General features: G+C 62.4%; 17 protein-coding genes. 10 read left to right on the plus strand and 7 right to left on the minus strand.

Annotated elements, in window-relative coordinates; all coding sequences use genetic code 11:
* The first annotated feature begins 291 nt into the window (after positions 1–291).
* Together moaB and glp are read left to right on the plus strand one after the other, a co-directional pair.
* Positions 292–831: a molybdenum cofactor biosynthesis protein B gene (gene moaB, locus IF189_RS11065; RefSeq protein WP_134827290.1), complete on the plus strand. Its 540-nt coding sequence runs from the start codon at positions 292–294 to the stop codon at positions 829–831.
* A complete protein-coding gene (gene glp / locus IF189_RS11070) occupies positions 828–2033 on the plus strand; it encodes a gephyrin-like molybdotransferase Glp (RefSeq protein ID WP_134827289.1) in 1206 nt (401 codons plus the stop codon). The genes moaB and glp overlap by 4 nt, the downstream gene beginning before the upstream one ends.
* Positions 2034–2039: 6 nt before the next feature.
* On the opposite strand, the gene IF189_RS11075 is transcribed toward glp, so the two are convergent.
* Entirely contained in the window at positions 2040–2837 is a 798-nt protein-coding gene (locus IF189_RS11075; protein ID WP_192553280.1) for a MipA/OmpV family protein, read from the minus strand.
* 100 nt (positions 2838–2937) lie between these two features.
* A complete protein-coding gene (locus IF189_RS11080) occupies positions 2938–3426 on the minus strand; it encodes a GFA family protein (protein WP_192553281.1) in 489 nt (162 codons plus the stop codon).
* Between the two features lie 135 nt (positions 3427–3561).
* Here IF189_RS11080 and IF189_RS11085 point away from each other — a divergent pair, with 135 nt between their 5' ends.
* The 3 genes from IF189_RS11085 to IF189_RS11095 all read left to right on the plus strand — a co-directional run bounded on the left by IF189_RS11085 (position 3562) and on the right by IF189_RS11095 (position 6761).
* Positions 3562–4446, plus strand: coding sequence for a LysR substrate-binding domain-containing protein (locus IF189_RS11085; RefSeq protein WP_134827286.1), 885 nt, complete (start codon positions 3562–3564; stop codon positions 4444–4446).
* A 99-nt stretch (positions 4447–4545) separates the two neighbouring features.
* Positions 4546–5661 carry an agmatine deiminase gene (aguA, locus tag IF189_RS11090; protein WP_192553282.1) on the plus strand — a complete coding sequence of 372 codons (1116 nt, stop codon included), beginning with the start codon at positions 4546–4548 and terminating at the stop codon, positions 5659–5661.
* 2 nt (positions 5662–5663) lie between these two features.
* Positions 5664–6761: an extracellular solute-binding protein gene (locus IF189_RS11095; RefSeq protein WP_192553283.1), complete on the plus strand. Its 1098-nt coding sequence runs from the start codon at positions 5664–5666 to the stop codon at positions 6759–6761.
* Between the two features lie 13 nt (positions 6762–6774).
* Here IF189_RS11095 and IF189_RS11100 read toward each other — a convergent pair whose 3' ends face one another.
* Genes IF189_RS11100 through IF189_RS11110 form a run of 3 tightly spaced genes read right to left on the minus strand, consistent with a single transcriptional unit; the run spans position 6775 to position 9307 of the window.
* Positions 6775–7401: a DNA-3-methyladenine glycosylase family protein gene (locus tag IF189_RS11100; RefSeq protein ID WP_192553284.1), complete on the minus strand. Its 627-nt coding sequence runs from the start codon at positions 7399–7401 to the stop codon at positions 6775–6777.
* 3 nt (positions 7402–7404) lie between these two features.
* A complete protein-coding gene (locus IF189_RS11105) occupies positions 7405–8202 on the minus strand; it encodes an isocitrate lyase/PEP mutase family protein (RefSeq protein ID WP_192553285.1) in 798 nt (265 codons plus the stop codon).
* A 22-nt stretch (positions 8203–8224) separates the two neighbouring features.
* On the minus strand, positions 8225–9307 hold the full coding sequence (locus IF189_RS11110) for a bifunctional transcriptional activator/DNA repair enzyme AdaA (RefSeq protein ID WP_192553286.1): 1083 nt from the start codon (positions 9305–9307) through the stop codon (positions 8225–8227).
* A gap of 109 nt (positions 9308–9416) precedes the next feature.
* Between IF189_RS11110 and IF189_RS11115 the strand changes: the two genes are divergently transcribed.
* Positions 9417–9830, plus strand: a complete 414-nt coding sequence (locus IF189_RS11115) for a VOC family protein (protein WP_085733099.1) — start codon at positions 9417–9419, stop codon at positions 9828–9830.
* Here the strand turns inward: IF189_RS11115 and IF189_RS11120 are convergent.
* Positions 9827–10447 carry a LysE family translocator gene (locus IF189_RS11120; protein WP_192553287.1) on the minus strand — a complete coding sequence of 207 codons (621 nt, stop codon included), beginning with the start codon at positions 10445–10447 and terminating at the stop codon, positions 9827–9829. The two genes, IF189_RS11115 and IF189_RS11120, sit on opposite strands and share 4 nt — an antisense overlap.
* A 273-nt stretch (positions 10448–10720) precedes the next feature.
* On the opposite strand from IF189_RS11120, the gene IF189_RS11125 reads away from it, so the two are divergent.
* Both IF189_RS11125 and IF189_RS11130 read left to right on the plus strand, forming a co-directional pair.
* On the plus strand, positions 10721–11326 hold the full coding sequence (locus IF189_RS11125) for a biliverdin-producing heme oxygenase (RefSeq protein WP_134827278.1): 606 nt from the start codon (positions 10721–10723) through the stop codon (positions 11324–11326).
* Positions 11323–13560: an ATP-binding protein gene (locus IF189_RS11130; RefSeq protein WP_192553288.1), complete on the plus strand. Its 2238-nt coding sequence runs from the start codon at positions 11323–11325 to the stop codon at positions 13558–13560. Before IF189_RS11125 ends, IF189_RS11130 begins: the two co-directional genes overlap by 4 nt.
* Here IF189_RS11130 and IF189_RS11135 read toward each other — a convergent pair.
* Positions 13538–14323: a type 1 glutamine amidotransferase domain-containing protein gene (locus IF189_RS11135; RefSeq protein WP_192553289.1), complete on the minus strand. Its 786-nt coding sequence runs from the start codon at positions 14321–14323 to the stop codon at positions 13538–13540. The two genes, IF189_RS11130 and IF189_RS11135, sit on opposite strands and share 23 nt — an antisense overlap.
* A 141-nt stretch (positions 14324–14464) precedes the next feature.
* Here IF189_RS11135 and IF189_RS11140 point away from each other — a divergent pair, with 141 nt between their 5' ends.
* Both IF189_RS11140 and IF189_RS11145 read left to right on the plus strand, forming a co-directional pair.
* A complete protein-coding gene (locus tag IF189_RS11140) occupies positions 14465–15052 on the plus strand; it encodes a LysE family translocator (RefSeq protein ID WP_192553290.1) in 588 nt (195 codons plus the stop codon).
* 355 nt (positions 15053–15407) lie between these two features.
* On the plus strand, positions 15408–15779 hold the full coding sequence (locus IF189_RS11145) for a DUF6124 family protein (protein ID WP_085708242.1): 372 nt from the start codon (positions 15408–15410) through the stop codon (positions 15777–15779).
* The last annotated feature ends 3 nt before the right edge of the window (positions 15780–15782 follow it).

A 15782-nucleotide genomic window follows, 5' to 3' on the forward strand; every position in this document is an offset into this window, starting at 1 on the left:
CCTGCTCGAAGGGAAATTTGGATTGAGTATTGACGCAGATGCGTACGGCGCACGAAAAGCGCAGGTGGCGACGATCCCACTGATCGCGTTTTACGTCCAATCGGAAGCGTTGAAGAGGCTATCGAGGGATTCAATCATGGCCGGTTTCATTGGCTGGATCAGTGAGCGCCGCCCGATAAAAAACAGCCGATAGAGCGGGTCGATAATGTGGTTGGTTAGAGTGATTAGACAGTCTTCATAAGTGGCACTTAGGCTCTGGCCCAATTGAATTGACGAAGGCCGGAGAGTGCCATGAGTGTTAAAGCGGATGCCCTGTTTGTTCCCTTGAATATTGCCGTGCTGACGGTCAGCGATACCCGCGATTACGCCAGCGATACCTCCGGCCAGTTGCTGGTCAGCCGCTTGCTCGAAGCCGGCCATACCTTGAGTGAACGCAACCTGCTCAAGGACGACCTGTACAAGATCCGCGCCCAGGTCGCGCAGTGGATCGCCGACGACAACATCCAAGTGGTACTGATCACCGGCGGCACCGGTTTCACTGGCCGCGACAGCACCCCGGAAGCGGTGGCTTGCCTGCTGGACAAGCAGATCGACGGCTTTGGCGAGCTGTTCCGCGCCATTTCGATTCTCGACATCGGCACCTCGACCGTACAAAGCCGCGCACTGGCGGGCCTGTCCAACGGTACGCTGGTGTGCTGCCTGCCGGGTTCCACCGGCGCGTGCCGCACTGCGTGGGAAGGCATCCTTTCCGAACAACTGGATAACCGTCACCGCCCGTGCAACTTCGTCCCGCACCTCAAACCGGTGCAAGCCTGCGGGCCACGGGGATGAGCAAGCCTGGATTGATGCCGGTCGAGGATGCACTCGACCAGTTGCTGGCGATGGCCAACGAACAGCGCCTGCCGGACAGCGAACCGGTGCCGCTCACTGAGGCGCGCGGTCGAGTATTGGCCAGCGATCTGGTCGCCACCCTCGATCTGCCGCCATGGCCGAACAGTGCCATGGACGGTTACGCCTTGAACCTCGCCGATCTGCACCGCCAGCCATTGAGCGTCTCGCAACGGGTCTATGCCGGGCTGGCGCCGGACGCCTTGCTGCCCGGCACCTGCGCGCGGATCTTCACTGGCGCGCCGTTGCCTCCCGGTGCCAATTGCGTGGAAATGCAGGAAAACACCGAGGTACTGGAGGACGGTCGCATACGTTTCCTGCAACCGCTGAAAGTCGGCCAGAACATCCGCGCCCAGGGTCAGGAAAACCGTGTCGGCGACACTCTGCTTCGCGCCGGCAAACGCCTCGGCCCGTTCGAACTGGCGGTGGCGGCGGGGCAGGGCATGACCCATTTGCCGGTGGTCCGTCGTCCGCGTGTGGCATTGCTGTCGACCGGTGACGAACTGGTGGAACCGGGCCAGCCGTTGCGTCCCGGCAGCATCTACAACAGCAACCGCACGTTGCTCGACCACTGGTTGCGCGAACTGGGTTGCGAGGTGATCGACGCCGGTATTCTTCCCGATCGCCCGGCGCAGACCCGGCTCAAACTTGAGCAGTTGCAAGTGGCGGCCGATCTGATTCTGACCACCGGCGGCGTGTCTGCCGGTGATGCCGACTGCCTCGGCCAGGTGCTGCGTGACAACGGCAAACCGCTGTTGTGGAAGCTTGCGATCAAACCCGGCAAACCGCTGACGGTCGGGCATTTCGGCACGGTGCCGGTGATCGGTCTGCCGGGCAATCCGACCTCGGCGCTGGTGACCTTCGGCCTGCTGGCGCGCCCGTACCTGCTGCGTGTTCAAGGTGTGGAAGAGGTGATGCCGTTGAGCTTCACGGTCAACGCCGGGTTCGACTGGCCGAAACCCGGCAGCCGCCGCGAGTACCTGCGGGTGCGTCTGGAAGGCGGGCAGGCGGCGCTGTATCCGAACCAGAGCTCCGGGGTTCTGCTCGGCGCGACCTGGGCCGACGGGCTGGTGGAAATCCCGGAGAACAGCACGTTGCGAATGGGCGATCCACTGCGCTTCATTCCGTTCAGCGAGCTGTTCTGAGGACGATCAGAAGGTGTAGATCACTTGCCCGGCAAGGGACGTCTGCAGCCGACGCTCGACAATCGGGCTGTCGGCGGCTTCGTGATTCAGGTACTGCACCGCCAACACCGTCGATACGCTCCACTGTTTGTCCAGCGACAATGACCACGTCAGGTCTGCACCGCGACTGATCAACCCGGCCCGGGCCTTGTACGCGCGGAACTGGCTGCGCGAGGCCTGGGCATCGCTGACGCCGTACCAGGTGCGCATGTAGTTGCTGTCGCCGAACTGGCTGTTGAGGCCGCCGGTCACCTTGCCGAACCGTCCTTCGTAGAGCGGCGCGCTGATACTCAGCTTGAGGCGGTTCCAGGCCGAGCCGGTGTCGTGGTCATCGTCGTCCTTTTCCAGCGCATGTTCGAAACTCGCGCCGAGAATGAGCGGGCCGAGGTGGTACGTCCCGTCGAGGCCGATCACCGGGCGCGACTTGATCGAACCCATGCCGTTGAGTTCGTCCGAGCCCTTGTAGCCGGTCTTGCGATCCTTGCGCACGTCGCTGGCGCCGATGTAGACGCTGAGGCCGAAATCCTCTTCATCGAAACCCCAGCCCAGACCTCGGCTAGTGTCGAGGAACACGCCGTAGGGGCTGACGATTTCAACGCCCACCAACGGCGCCACCACCCGTTCATCACTGCCGCTGTAACGCGGCGCACTGGCGGCCCCGGCGCGCAGGGTGGTGTGCCAGTCTTCGGCGCGCAGCGAGTCGCCGGCCAGCAGCAGGCAAAGGGAGGTCAGGGACAGCGAGAACGTACGCAACGAAACCGGCATGGGGCACCCGATGGGGAATGTAGATGCGCCATGCTAGGCGGGTGCCCACCGGCAATCTTTGGCAGCTTTGTCGGGAAACTGTCAAAGACTGTGAAGGCAGCTAACGGGTCAATCCCAGCCGTTCGTGCCATTGGGCGATGGACTCTTCGGGGTAGACCTCGAATTGCCGGTCCTTCGCGCTCGCCTGCACTTCGACCCACGGCGCTTTCGAGCCGAGCATCAGGTGGGTGTGTTCCGGCGGCACCGGCAACGGTGTGTCGATGGCCGAGGCGAACGGGTGGATCAGCTCCGGCCACTCCGGGCTGAACAGCCACAGTCCGCTGCCGCACAGCGAGCAGAAGTGTCGTTCGGCGGTGCTGCGATGGGCGCGTTTTTCGCCATCGTCTTTCATTTTCGCGTGGTAGATCGTGATGTTTTTGCGACCGCGCACCTTGAGGCTGGCCGCGTCGCCGCCGAGGTTGATCGCATAGCCGCCACCGCCCTGGGTCTTGCGGCAGATCGAGCAGTAGCAGCGTTGATAAGGGTAGGGGTGGGCGCTGTCGAGGGTGAATGAAACCGCGCCGCAGTGGCAGGAGCCTTCGAGGTGCATGGTGGCCTCCGGTCTGGCGTTGTCGATGCGGTTCAGCCTAGAAGATATGTCGCGCCTGTGCCGCTGCATTCGCGGCACAACTGGACGCCCACGAAAAGCCCCGTCAGCATGTCCGCAAAAAAAGGGACTCAACCCATGCGCCGACTACCTTCCCTGGCCGCCCTGCGAACCTTCGAATGCGCCGCCCGCCACGCGCATTTCGGCCGGGCCGCCGCCGAGCTGTGCGTCACCGACAGCGCCGTCAGCCATCAGATCCGCCAACTCGAAGAGCAACTGGGCGTGTCGCTGTTCATCCGCGAGGGCCGGCAGATTCGCCCGACCATCGCCGCCGGACGCCTGATGCAGAGCCTGCAACAGGCTTTCGAACTGATCGGCGATGCCTGCGATGAATTACGCGATCCATCCTCGCTCGCCGTGTTGCGGCTGGCGGTGACGGCGGAGCTGGCGCAGAAGTGGCTGATGAACCGCCTCACCGATTTCTACGCGCGTTATCCGCACATCACCTTGCACCTCTACGAACAGCCGATCGACGCCACAGCACCCGGCGAAGACATCGATCTGGCGATCACCTACGGCACCGGCCCGGTGGACAGCAGCGCGTACTTCGTCCGCCCGTTGCCGGCGCTGCAGTTCTTCCCGGTGTGCAGCCCCGGCCTGTTCAACCAGGGCACCCTGAAAGCCCCGAAGGACCTGGCCCGGCATTGCCTGCTGCACGATGATCAGGACGGCAAGACCTGGACCGCGTGGCTCACCAGCCATGCCGGCGACCTGCGCCCGGAGCGCCAGTTGTATTTCGCCCATGCCGGGCTGGCGCTGGAAGCCGCTGCGCAAGGGCAGGGCGTGGCGATGGGCGACAACCTCACCGCGCAGGAGGATTTACAGAACGGGCGTCTGGTGCGGCCATTCACCTCCAGCATGACCGCGCTGGGTCAATATGCGCTGGTCTGCGAGCGGGTGCGGCTGGAGCGTCCGGCGGTGGCGCAGATGCTGGAATGGTTCAACGATCAACTGGCGGATTGATGAGTTGAATTCAACTGTTCCGAAATAATCATCGTTGGCGAGCCGACCGCTCGCGACCGTAGCCTGAGGTCATTCCCATCCCGATGACGAGGTTTGACCATGGCACGTTTGCTCGACACCACCCCGAAACAGGACGGCTTCCGTCTGCCCGGCGAATTCGAAGCCAAGTCCGGCTGCTGGCTCGGCTGGCCGGAACGCACCGATGTCTGGCGCAACGGCGCCAAGCCAGCACAGAAAGTCTGGGTGCAGATTGTCACCGAGATCTCCCACAGCGAACCGGTGACGGTCTGCGCCTCGGCCTCCCAGTTCGCCACTGCCCGTCGCCAGTTGCCGCCGCAAGTGCGGGTAGTCGAGATGACCTGCAACGACACCTGGTTTCGCGACAGCGGCCCGTGCTTCGTGGTCAACGACCAGAGCGGTGAAGTGCGTGGTGTCGACTTTGAATTCAACGCCTACGGCGGCCTCGATGGCGGGCTCTACTATCCGTGGGACAAGGACGACCAGATCGCCAGCAAGATCCTCGAAATCGAACGCTTCGACCGCTATCGCGCACCGTTGATCGCCGAACTCGGCGGCATTCAGAGCGACGGCCAGGGCAGCATCCTCACCACCGAACAATGCCTGCTCAACCGCAATCGCAACCAGCATCTGGGCAAGGACGAAGTGACCCGCCGGCTGACCGATTACCTCGGCGCCGAGCAAGTGATCTGGCTGCCGCGCGGCTGCAAGTTCGACGAAACCGACGGCCATGTCGACGACCTCGCGTGCTTCGTGCGCCCCGGCGAAGTGGTGCTGCAATGGACCGACAACCGCGATGACCCGCAGTGGGAAATTTATCAGGAGGCCTACGACATTCTGCGCAGTACCCGCGACAGCCGTGGCCGCGAACTGATCGTGCACAAATTGCCGCAACCGGACGTGCTGGAGTGGACCGCCGAAGAAGCCGAAGGACTCGATCAGCAGGACAGCACCCACACCCGCCAGGCCGGCACCAAAATCTGCGCCTCGTACATCAACTACTACGCCGGCAACAGCTCGATCGTGGTGCCGCTGTTCGGTGATCGCAACGATCAGGTGGCGCTGGCGACCCTCGCCGAACTGTTCCCGCAGCACAAGATCGTCGGCATCGAAAACTCCCGGGAAATCCTGCTCGGTGGCGGCAACGTCGCGTGCATCACCATGCCGCAATACGCCGGCCAGAAAAAAGGAGCCTGAGCATGGGCCTGCACAAACTGAGTAAAGCGTTATTGCTGGTGCTTGCACCCCTGTGTGTGCAGGCCGCCGAACCGGCGAAACCGGTGGTCAATCTGTATATCTGGGGCGAGTACCTGGCCCCGGATACCCTGAAGAATTTCGAGGCGAAAACCGGGATTCAGGTGGTCGCCGATCACTTCGATTCACTGGAGACCGTCGAAACCAAACTGCTCACCGGCCGCAGCGGCTACGACCTGGTGCTGACCGCCGGCCAGCACCTGTCGCGGGCCATCGAGAGCGGTGCGATCCAGACCCTGAACAAGCAGCAGCTCCCGCACTTTGCCGGAGTCGGTGAAGAGTTCCGTCAGCACATGGCGGTGTTTGATCCGGGCAACCGCTATGCCGGGATTTACGCCTGGGGCACCACCGGCGTCGGCTATCAGGAGGAGGCCGTGAAGCAGCGCCTGCCGGAGGCACCACGGGACAGCTGGGCGATGTTGTTCGATCCGGCGGTGGTGTCGAAATTCGCCGATTGCGGGGTGAGCCTGCTCAACGATCCGAACGAAGTGTTCGCGGCAGTCATGAAGTACATGGGCCTGGACATCAATCGCCAGAGCCTCGATGACCTGAAGCTCGCCGAGCAACAATTGGCGAAGATCCGCCCGTACATCCGCTACTTCGACAACGACCTGAACATCAGCGACCTGGCCAACGGCAACACCTGCGTGGCGATGTCGTGGAACGGCAACGTTGCCATTGCGGCGGGTCAGGCAGAGGCGGCGAAAAAATCGTTCAAGTTGAATTACCGGATTCCGAAGGAGGGCACGCTGATCTGGTTCGACGCCATGGTCATTCCCAAGGATGCACCGCATCCCGAGGCTGGCCTGGCATTGATGGATTATTTGATGACGCCTGAGGTGATTGCGCCGATCACCGATACGATTCACTACGCCAATGCGATCACGGCGGCGGACGGGTTGATTGATCCGGCGATTCGTAATGATCCGGGGACTTATCCGCCGGAGGCGGTGAGGGCTTCGTTGTATAGCAAGAATGACAATGGCAAGGCGTTCAACCGGGCTTTGATTCGGGCGTTCAGTCGGTTGAAGTCAGGCCTTTGAAAGCCGCCCTCACTTACGGTGAGGGCGCTTTTGGCACCCGCCACAAATACCAAGCCGCCACCGTCCGAAACGGCTTCCAATCCAACCCGATCTCAATTATCTGCTTACGCGTCGGCTGCACCTCCAGCCCCTTCAACCGCCGATACCCTTCGCGCACGCCAAAGTCATCCGCCGGCAGAATATCCGGCCGCTCCAGGCTATAAATCAGCAACATTTCGACAGTCCAGCGCCCAACCCCGCGCAAACTGACCAACCGCTCGATCAGCGCTTCATCCTCCATCGCCAGCGCAGTCGAGTAATCCGGCACCACGCCGTCCAGAGTCGCCCGGGCGATCCCCTGAATCGTCGCAATCTTGCCCGCCGAAAACCCGCAACCGCGCAGTCGATCAAAGTCCGTGGCAAGGATCTGCTCCGGACGCGGAAACGTCTGCCCGGGAAACAACCCCACCAGCCGCCCGACAATCGCGTCGCCAGCCTTGGCATGCAGTTGCTGATAGGCAATCGCCCGTACCAGCGATTCATAAGGATCGCGCGCCGGATGCGGCTGATGCAGGCAGGGGCCGACCGCAGCAATGTGGCGCTGCCAGTCGGCGTCGAGGCTGGCCAGAAACTCGCTGGCCGGTTGATAAGGATCGGGCATGGCTTACTTCAGCAAACCGTTGACTTCGCCATAGGTGAAAGCCTTGAGGTCATGAGTGTCGAGCTTGCCGCTGGCGAGGAAGCTTTTCACCAAAGAGCCCATGGCGCCGTACATGAACTCGGCGATGCCGGAGCCGGCGCTCAAGCGGCGCACGCCGAGGGTTTTCAGTTCGTCGGGGGAGGGCAGGCCGGCGAAGCCCAGGACGTTGACCGGCAACATCGTACCTTTGCAGATGGCTTCGATTTCATAGGCGGAAGTCACCCCGGCGGCGAACAGGCCATCGGCCCCGGCTGCTTGATACAGCGCGGCGCGGTGCAAGGTTTCGGCAACGCGATCCTCGGCCGGCACCAGCCCTTTGAGGTAAACGTCGGTGCGGGCATTGATGAACAACTTCACATCGCGTTTGTCGGCAACCTTGCGCGCCACTTCGATCTTGCGCGCCAGCAGTTCCGGCGTGCCGCTGCCGTCTTCGATATTGATCCCGACCGCGCCGGCGGCGACAACCGCATCGATCACTTCGGCGACCCGGTCGAGGTCATCGGAATAACCGGCCTCGATGTCCACGCTCAACGGCACCTTGATGACACGGGCAATCGACTCCACGGTGCTGATCAAACGCTCCAGCGGCAGGGTGTTGCCATCCGGGTAACCATGGGCCCAGGCCACGGCGGCGCTGCTGCTGGCCACCGCTTTGCCGCCGAGCTGCTCGACCAGTCGCGCGCCGGTGGCGTCGGCGACGTTGGTCAGGATCAGCAGGCCATCGTGGTGCAACTGGTGAAATTGTTTATCGAGCGCGTTCATCGAAATCCCTTCTTGTCGTCGTTCAGAAAGCCAGCGATTGCGTCAGTTGCACGGCAGCGTTTTCCAGCCTGAGCAGAAACGCCTTGCGCGGTTGCCCACCACCATAGCCGGTCAGCGAGCCGTCCGCACCGATCACCCGATGGCACGGCACCACGATCGACAGCCGATTGTGCCCGTTGGCCAGACCCACCGCGCGACTGGCGCCGGGTTTGCCCAGCCGTGCGGCGATGGTGCCGTAAGTGCTGGTGTGGCCGTAGGGGATTTGCCGCAGTTCGGCCCAGACCTGGCGGGCAAACTCGCTGCCGGGCAGGTGCAACGGCACACTGAATTCGCTCAGTTTGCCGGCGAAGTACAGCGCCAGCTCGTTTTCGATCTGCTGCAAGTGCGCGTTGTGCCCCGGTGCGACCACGTAGCCGTAGCGGTTTTGCAGTTCTTCGACTTCGCGGGTCAGCGCCGGGCGGTCGAGAAACTCCAGCAGCACCAGCCCACGTCGCTCGGCCATGGCGATCATCGGCCCCAGCGGTGTGGTCAGGCGAGTGAACAGCAGCGGCTCGCTGGCCGCCGCACGGCCCGGCGTAATGTGGAACGACTTCTGAAATGCATCGCGAAAACCGCTGAGGGATTCATAGCCGGAGTCGAACGCCGCGTGGTCGATGGACGTGCCTTGTTTGATCCCGCCCAGTGCCACACCGAGTCGACGGGTGCGCAGCCACGCATGGAAGGTCATGCCGAAATGCTGCTTGAACCAGCGCCGCAGTTTCAGCGGTTCGATGCCTTCGGCGAGCAATTGTGCATCGCTCCAGCGCAGTTCCGGATCGGCGTCGACGGCTTTCAATAGCCGTTGTACCCAGTCCGGGGCGATGGCGGCAGCGTCCAGCGGCTTGCAGCGCAAACAGGCGCGGTAACCGGCGGACAGGCAGTCGTCAGCGTGGGCGAAGAACTCGACGTTTTCCGGTTTCGGCTTGCGCGCCGTGCAGGTCGGGCGGCAGAAGATCCCGGTGGTTTTCACCGCCGTGAAGAACACGCCTTCATAGGCAGTGTCGCTTGCGAGCATGGCGCGAACCATTTCGGCGTGAGGGGGCAGGACAGCGGTCTGTATGTTCATGGGCCGAGGATAAAACCAGTTATTCGATGGCTCCACCGAAAAATCGACAGTGAATTTTCGGGCCGCTGCACTACAGTGATCGGGTCGCTACAACTCGGGAAATGAAGGTATGCCACCGTTCACGATTCACCACATCGATCACATCGTGCTGCGCGTCGCCGATCTGCAGCGCAGCATCGATTTCTACGACCGGGTCTTCGGTGCCGAAGTGGTCAAGCGCAACGAAAAGTTCGGTCTGGTGCACCTGCGCGCCGGCACGTCGATGATCGATCTGGTCGACCTCGACGGCGAAATCGGCCGCAAGGGCGGCGCCGCTGCCGGCAGCGAACGGCGCAATGTCGATCACTTCTGCCTGCGCATCGAGCCGTTCGATGAAGCGGCGCTGATCAGCCATTTGCAATCCTGCGGCCTGACCGTCGACAAGGCCGCCACCCGTTTCGGCGCCGAGGGCAACGGCCTGTCGCTGTACTGCTTCGATCCGGACGGCAATCAGGTCGAGCTCAAAGGTCCGTCCGAAGCTTAGGCCCGTTTGGCCATCAGCAACACCGAAGCCGCCGCCGACAACAGCCCCGCGCAGCAGCGATTGAAAATCCGTTTGCCGCGCGGCTCGGCGAACCAGCGGCGCATGTGCAGGCCCATGTAGGCGTAGGCGCTGATGGCGATCCATTCCAGCAACAGGAACAGCACGCCCAGCAGCATGAACTGCGGGGTGATGGCGCGGTTCGGGTCGACGAACTGCGGCAGGAATGCGGTGAAGATGAGAATTGCCTTCGGATTGCCTGCGGCCACTAAAAACTCCTGACGTGCCAAGGCCAGCAGCCCACTCGCCGGCGCCGCAACGGCGTCTTCGGCAGTCGGATTGGCCCGCCACAGCTGCCACGCCAGATACAACAGATACCCTGCGCCTACGATCTTGATCCCGTAGAACAACAACTCGGACGTCTGCAGCACCACCGCCAGCCCTGCCGCTGCGAGGGCGATCATCCCCGCAAATGCCAGCAACCGGCCGATACCGGCCACGCAGGCGCGACGATAACCATAACGGGTGGCGTTGCTGACCGACAGCAGGTTGTTCGGGCCGGGCGCCATGTTCAAGGCGAAACAGGCGGGCAGAAACAGGGAAAGGGTGGCGAGATCCATGGCGCGGGCTCCGGTGGCGGGACGGCTATTTTTATCACGCCGGCGGCAGGCCGGAACCGTACAGTCAGGCTGCGGAGTCGCGGTACAGCAATTGTCGGGCGTGAATCCGTTCGAACTTTCTTCTGCCCCGTCAACTCTGAAACCGTCACAGGGTGATGAATCCGCCAGAAAAAATTATCTGCCGGGTCAGAAAGGACAATTGCCGTGTAAGCTTTCGCGCCATGCGTTTTCATTCCCCAATGGCCCCAGGCGGCCCACTGTACGAGCGACTACATGCAAGCAAAGGCCCGCGAGGTTCATGTGCCACCGGTGTTGCAGGACTTGCGCGCCGGCACCGCCGAACTGCACATCGCACTGGAAAAACGCCTTCCTTTTTTCTCCGACACCCTTGATCTGCACGCTTTCGAGCGATTGATGCGCGCCTATTACGGCTTCTATCAGCCACTGGAAGCCGCAATGCAGGACAGCGGCGCCATCCCTGCCGATTTCGATCTGGCTTCACGCCTCAAGGCGCCGACCTTGCAACGGGATCTGCACGCGTTGGGCGCAAATCCGGAGGTTTCCTCAATCTGCCGCCAGTTGCCCGCCATTGATTCAGCCGCCGCATGCCTGGGCGTGCTGTACGTGCTGGAAGGCGCGACCCTCGGCGGGCAGATCCTGCGCCGGGAAATCGCCACACGACTGAGTCTGGGCGCGGACAACGGCGCGGCGTTTCTGGATATCTATGGCGCCGCCACCGGCCGGCGCTGGCGCGATTTCATCGAATACCTGGGCAGCCGCCCGATGGACGCCGACGAGCGTGAAGCCGTCGTGGCGGCCGCTCACACCACATTCAGCTGTTTCGAGCGCTGGCTCGAAAGCCAGGAGGTTCTGGTATGACCCCGCAAGACAAAGAAGCCTTTGAAGAATTGCTGGCCAACTGTGCCGACGAGCCGATCCGCTTTCCCGGTGCGATCCAGCCACACGGTCTGCTGCTGACCCTGAGCGAGCCCGACCTTTCGATCATCCAGATCAGCGCCAACGTTGAGACCTTGCTCGCGCGCCCGGCACAGGAACTGATCGGCCAGCCGCTGCAAAGCCTGATTGGCGATGCCCATGCCGCGCAGGTTCGCGAGGCCTTGCAACAGCCGACCCTGTCCGACGCGCCGCCGCTGCACTTTCGCCTCAACGGCACGGCATTCGAAGGCTTGCTGCACCGGCATCAGGATGTGCTGATCCTGGAGCTGGAAATCCACGTCGAAAACTTCCAGCCGCGCAACGTCGCCGGCACCGAAACCCACCTCGGGCGGATGCTCGCGCGCCTGCAAAAGGCCCAGAGCCTGCAGGCGCTGTACGACATCAGCGTCAAGGAAATCCAGGCCATGACCGGTTACGACCGGGTGCTGATCTATCGCTTCGAAGAGGAGGGCCACGGCCAGGTCATCGCCGAAGCGTCCGATCCATCGATGGAAGTCTTCAACGGTTTGTTCTTCCCGGCCTCGGACATCCCCGAGCAGGCCCGGGAGCTGTACCGCACCAACTGGCTGCGGATCATCCCGAATGCCGACTACCAACCGGTGCCACTGGTACCCAAGCTGCGCCCGGACACCCAGACCCCGCTGGACCTGAGCTTCGCCACATTGCGCAGCGTGTCGCCGATCCACTGCCAGTACATGAAGAACATGGGCGTGCTGTCCTCAATGAGCATTTCCCTGCTCAAGGGCGACCGGCTCTGGGGCCTGATCAGTTGCGGCAACCGTCAGCCGCTGCATGTTCCGCACGAATTGCGCACGGCGTGCCAGACCATCGGCCAGGTGCTGTCGTTGCAGATCAGCGCGATGGAAGCGCTGGAAGTCAGCCGTCAACGGGAAGAAAAGGTCGAGGCGCTGGCGTTGCTCAATCAGGCGATGATCGATTCGCCGCAGAACGTCTTCGATGGCTTGGCCAACCAGCCGCAGGTCCTGATGGCGCTGGCCAATGCCGGCGGCATCGCGATCATTGAAGACAAGCAATTGCACCGTTACGGCAACTGCCCGGAGCCGGAAGAGATTCGCGCCTTGCACAAATGGTTGCAGGAGCGTGGCGAGCCGGTGTTTGCCAGTCATCACCTGGCCAGCGTCTATCCGCCGGCAGCGCAGTATCAGCAGGTCGCCAGCGGCGTGCTCGCCATGAGTCTGCCCAAACCGGTGGACAACGGCGTGCTGTGGTTCCGCCCGGAAGTCAAAGAGAACATCAACTGGAGTGGCGATCCGCGCAAGCCGCTGGACCTGGAAAACTCCGACGCCGGACTGCGTCTGCGGCCGCGTACTTCGTTCGAAATCTGGAAGGTCGAAATGGCCGGGATTTCCACCAAGTGGAGCCACGGCGATCTGTTTGCGGCCAACGACCTGCGCCGCTCGGCACTGGAAAACGACCTGGCCCGCCAGGTGCGCCGCGAGCAGGAAGCGGTGCGCGCCCGTGATGAACTGGTGGCGGTGGTATCCCACGATCTGCGCAATCCGATGACGGTCATTTCGATGCTGTGCGGCATGATGCAAAAGGCCTTCAGCTCCGACGGGCCGCACACTTCGCGGCGCATCTCCACCGCCATCGACACCATGCAGCAAGCCGCCGGGCGCATGAACACGTTGCTGGAAGACTTGCTCGACACCTCGAAAATCGACGCCGGGCGCTACACCATCGCGCCGCAGAAACTCGATGTCGCGCAGATGTTCGAAGAGGCGCAGTCACTGCTCGCGCCGCTGGCGCTGGACAAGGACATCAGCATCTCGTTCGAGGCCGATCCCGATCTGAGCATTCATGCCGACCCGGAGCGGCTGTTCCAGGTGCTGTCGAATCTGGTCGGCAATGCGATCAAGTTCACACCGCGTCTGGGCACGGTCGATGTGTTTGCCAAATCAGTTGGCGACGATATCGTTTTCACGGTGCGCGACAGCGGCGAAGGCATTCCCAAGGATCACTTGCCGCATGTATTCGACCGCTACTGGACGGTGAAGGAAGGCAACCCGAACGGCACCGGGCTGGGCTTGTACATCACGCAGGGCATCGTCGAAGCCCACGGCGGGCGGATCGTGGCCGAGAGCGAGCCGGGGCAGGGCAGCGAATTCCGCTTCACCGTGCCACGTCTGGACTGAGCAGCGGCTCGCGGCGGGTGGCCTGCAACAGGGCCACCCATTCGGCGGCGAATCGATGGCAGTCACCGGGCCATCGGGCCGTCAGCAATTGGCCGTCGCGCACCACAAAACCGCTTTGCGGGTTCTCTGCCTGATCGCGTTTGGCAATGAGCGGCCCGCGTATGAAGTCGGCCTTGTTGGCCAATGCGGTTTTCACTTCTGCCTCGACGGTTTGCTTGTAGGTGCGGTAGTAGCGCCCCAGCCACGCAGCGGTCATCAGCCACGCCGGCAATTCCATGGTTGCCGCCAGCAACGCCGTGACCTTGCGCCCGAACAACACCGAACGTCCGGTGTCGGGATCGAGCGTACGCGCCAGCAACAACACGCCATGACACACCGCTGCCACGGGCTTTTCGGCCTTGAAAAATTGCAGGGCGATCTGCTGGGCCTGTTTGGATTCCAGCAGTGTGCGCATCCCCTTGGCATGACCACCGGGAATCAGCAGGCCATCGAACTGGCTCGGGTCGACATCGGCATACGCGAGCGGATTTTTGAACGCTTCGGACTCGATCATCCGCGTGTAACTGTCCAGATCGGCCTTGCGCGTCATCAGCATCGAACTCAGCAGGCCGAAACCGATGTCCACCAGTCGTGAGTCGGCGTGGGCGGGCAAGCCTTGCGGGGTGGCAAAACGTACTTCGATGCCCGCATCGCGCATGGCCTGCCAGGGCACGCTGCTTTCGGTGGGGTCGTAATCGGCGGCTGGCAACAGAATCAGAATCATCGCGGGCGACTTCCTGGTCGAGAGTGGTCACTGAGGTAGAGCGTAGTGGGTCTGCGGGCGCGGGGGTAATTTCGTTCAATACTCAGGGCTGGACGCTGGTTACCGTGAGCGCCTTGTTCCTCGATCTGAAGCAGGTGTGCGATGAGTCTGATTGTGTCGATGGCGGCGTTTGCCCTGGCCGCGTCCATTACCCCGGGGCCGGTGAATATCGTGGCGTTGAGTTCGGGGGCGCAGTTCGGTTTTCGTGCCAGCCAACGGCATGTGGCCGGGGCGACGCTGGGGTTTGTGTTGTTGCTGGTGTTGATGGGACTCGGTCTTCACGAAGTGTTGAAACTGTGGCCGGCGCTGACCCGTGTGGTGCAACTCGCCGGGGTGGCGTTTCTGCTGTTCATGGCCTGGAAACTGGCCACCGATGACGGGCAATTGAATACGGGAGAATCGGGCAGGGCGCCGTCGATGCTCTATGGTGCAGTCATGCAATGGCTCAACCCCAAGGCCTGGCTGGCCTGCGTGGCGGGCATGGGCGCGTTTGTCGCCGATGGCGAGGCGCGGTTGGTGTGGCAGTTTGCGGCGGTGTATCTGGTGATCTGTTATCTGTCGCTGGGGTGTTGGGTGTATGCCGGGACGTTTCTGCGCGGCTATCTGGGCAACCCGGCGGGGATGCGGTTGTTCAATCGGGTGATGGCAGCGTTATTGGCGATTAGTGCGGGGTATTTGTTGCTGCCGTGAGCGGGGCGGGCCTTGGGTTTAAAGGTGTTTAAGGATGCTTCCGGCAAGCTACGACACCTTGCGCCATTGCCTACGCATCCGCCAGAATCCGCCGGCTTGTGGGCCTTGGGGCCGGGTTCTATCGTGTGTCGGTCGCTGACGAATCAGCGACCGGACTTGACCGTCCGACTCAATCAAGGCGCCAGCGTGCCGTTTCCGTTCAGCTCTCGTGGCTGTTCGTTTTATGGCGGTTGTGCGCGGGATACCTTCGGGTATGCCGGGTTCCTTGATTCCCGGTCGGTCAACCCGCGTACAGCTGCCACCTGTTTCGATTGACCGCGAACGGTTGCAGCTCCGCCTATCAAGGAGCTTCACCATGATCAAACCTACGCCAAACCCGCCCGAAACCGACCCGACCTCGCCCTACGAAACCCTCGACTCCAAGAAATTCCACGAAGCCGCCGACCGCGCCCTCGATCACTACCTCAATCCGTTCCATCCCAGAAAGCCCCTGCTCAAACCCAACACCCGCTACCTCATCGCCCCCGGCATCCCGAATGAAGAACTGCTGGCCGACGCCTGCGAGACCCTGACCTCGGCCAAAACCATGGCCAGCGACTTCGCCGGGATGATCGATGCGCCGCAGCGGCATGTGCTGCTGGGCATCGGGCAACTGATCATGCTGGCGGAACTGGCGGTAAATCGGGTGCTGGATAATCTGGATGTGGCAGCAGAGCCCCGGCCCTGAATG

The organism is Pseudomonas sp. IzPS59 (assembly GCF_014863505.1).
GTDB lineage: Bacteria > Pseudomonadota > Gammaproteobacteria > Pseudomonadales > Pseudomonadaceae > Aquipseudomonas > Aquipseudomonas kribbensis.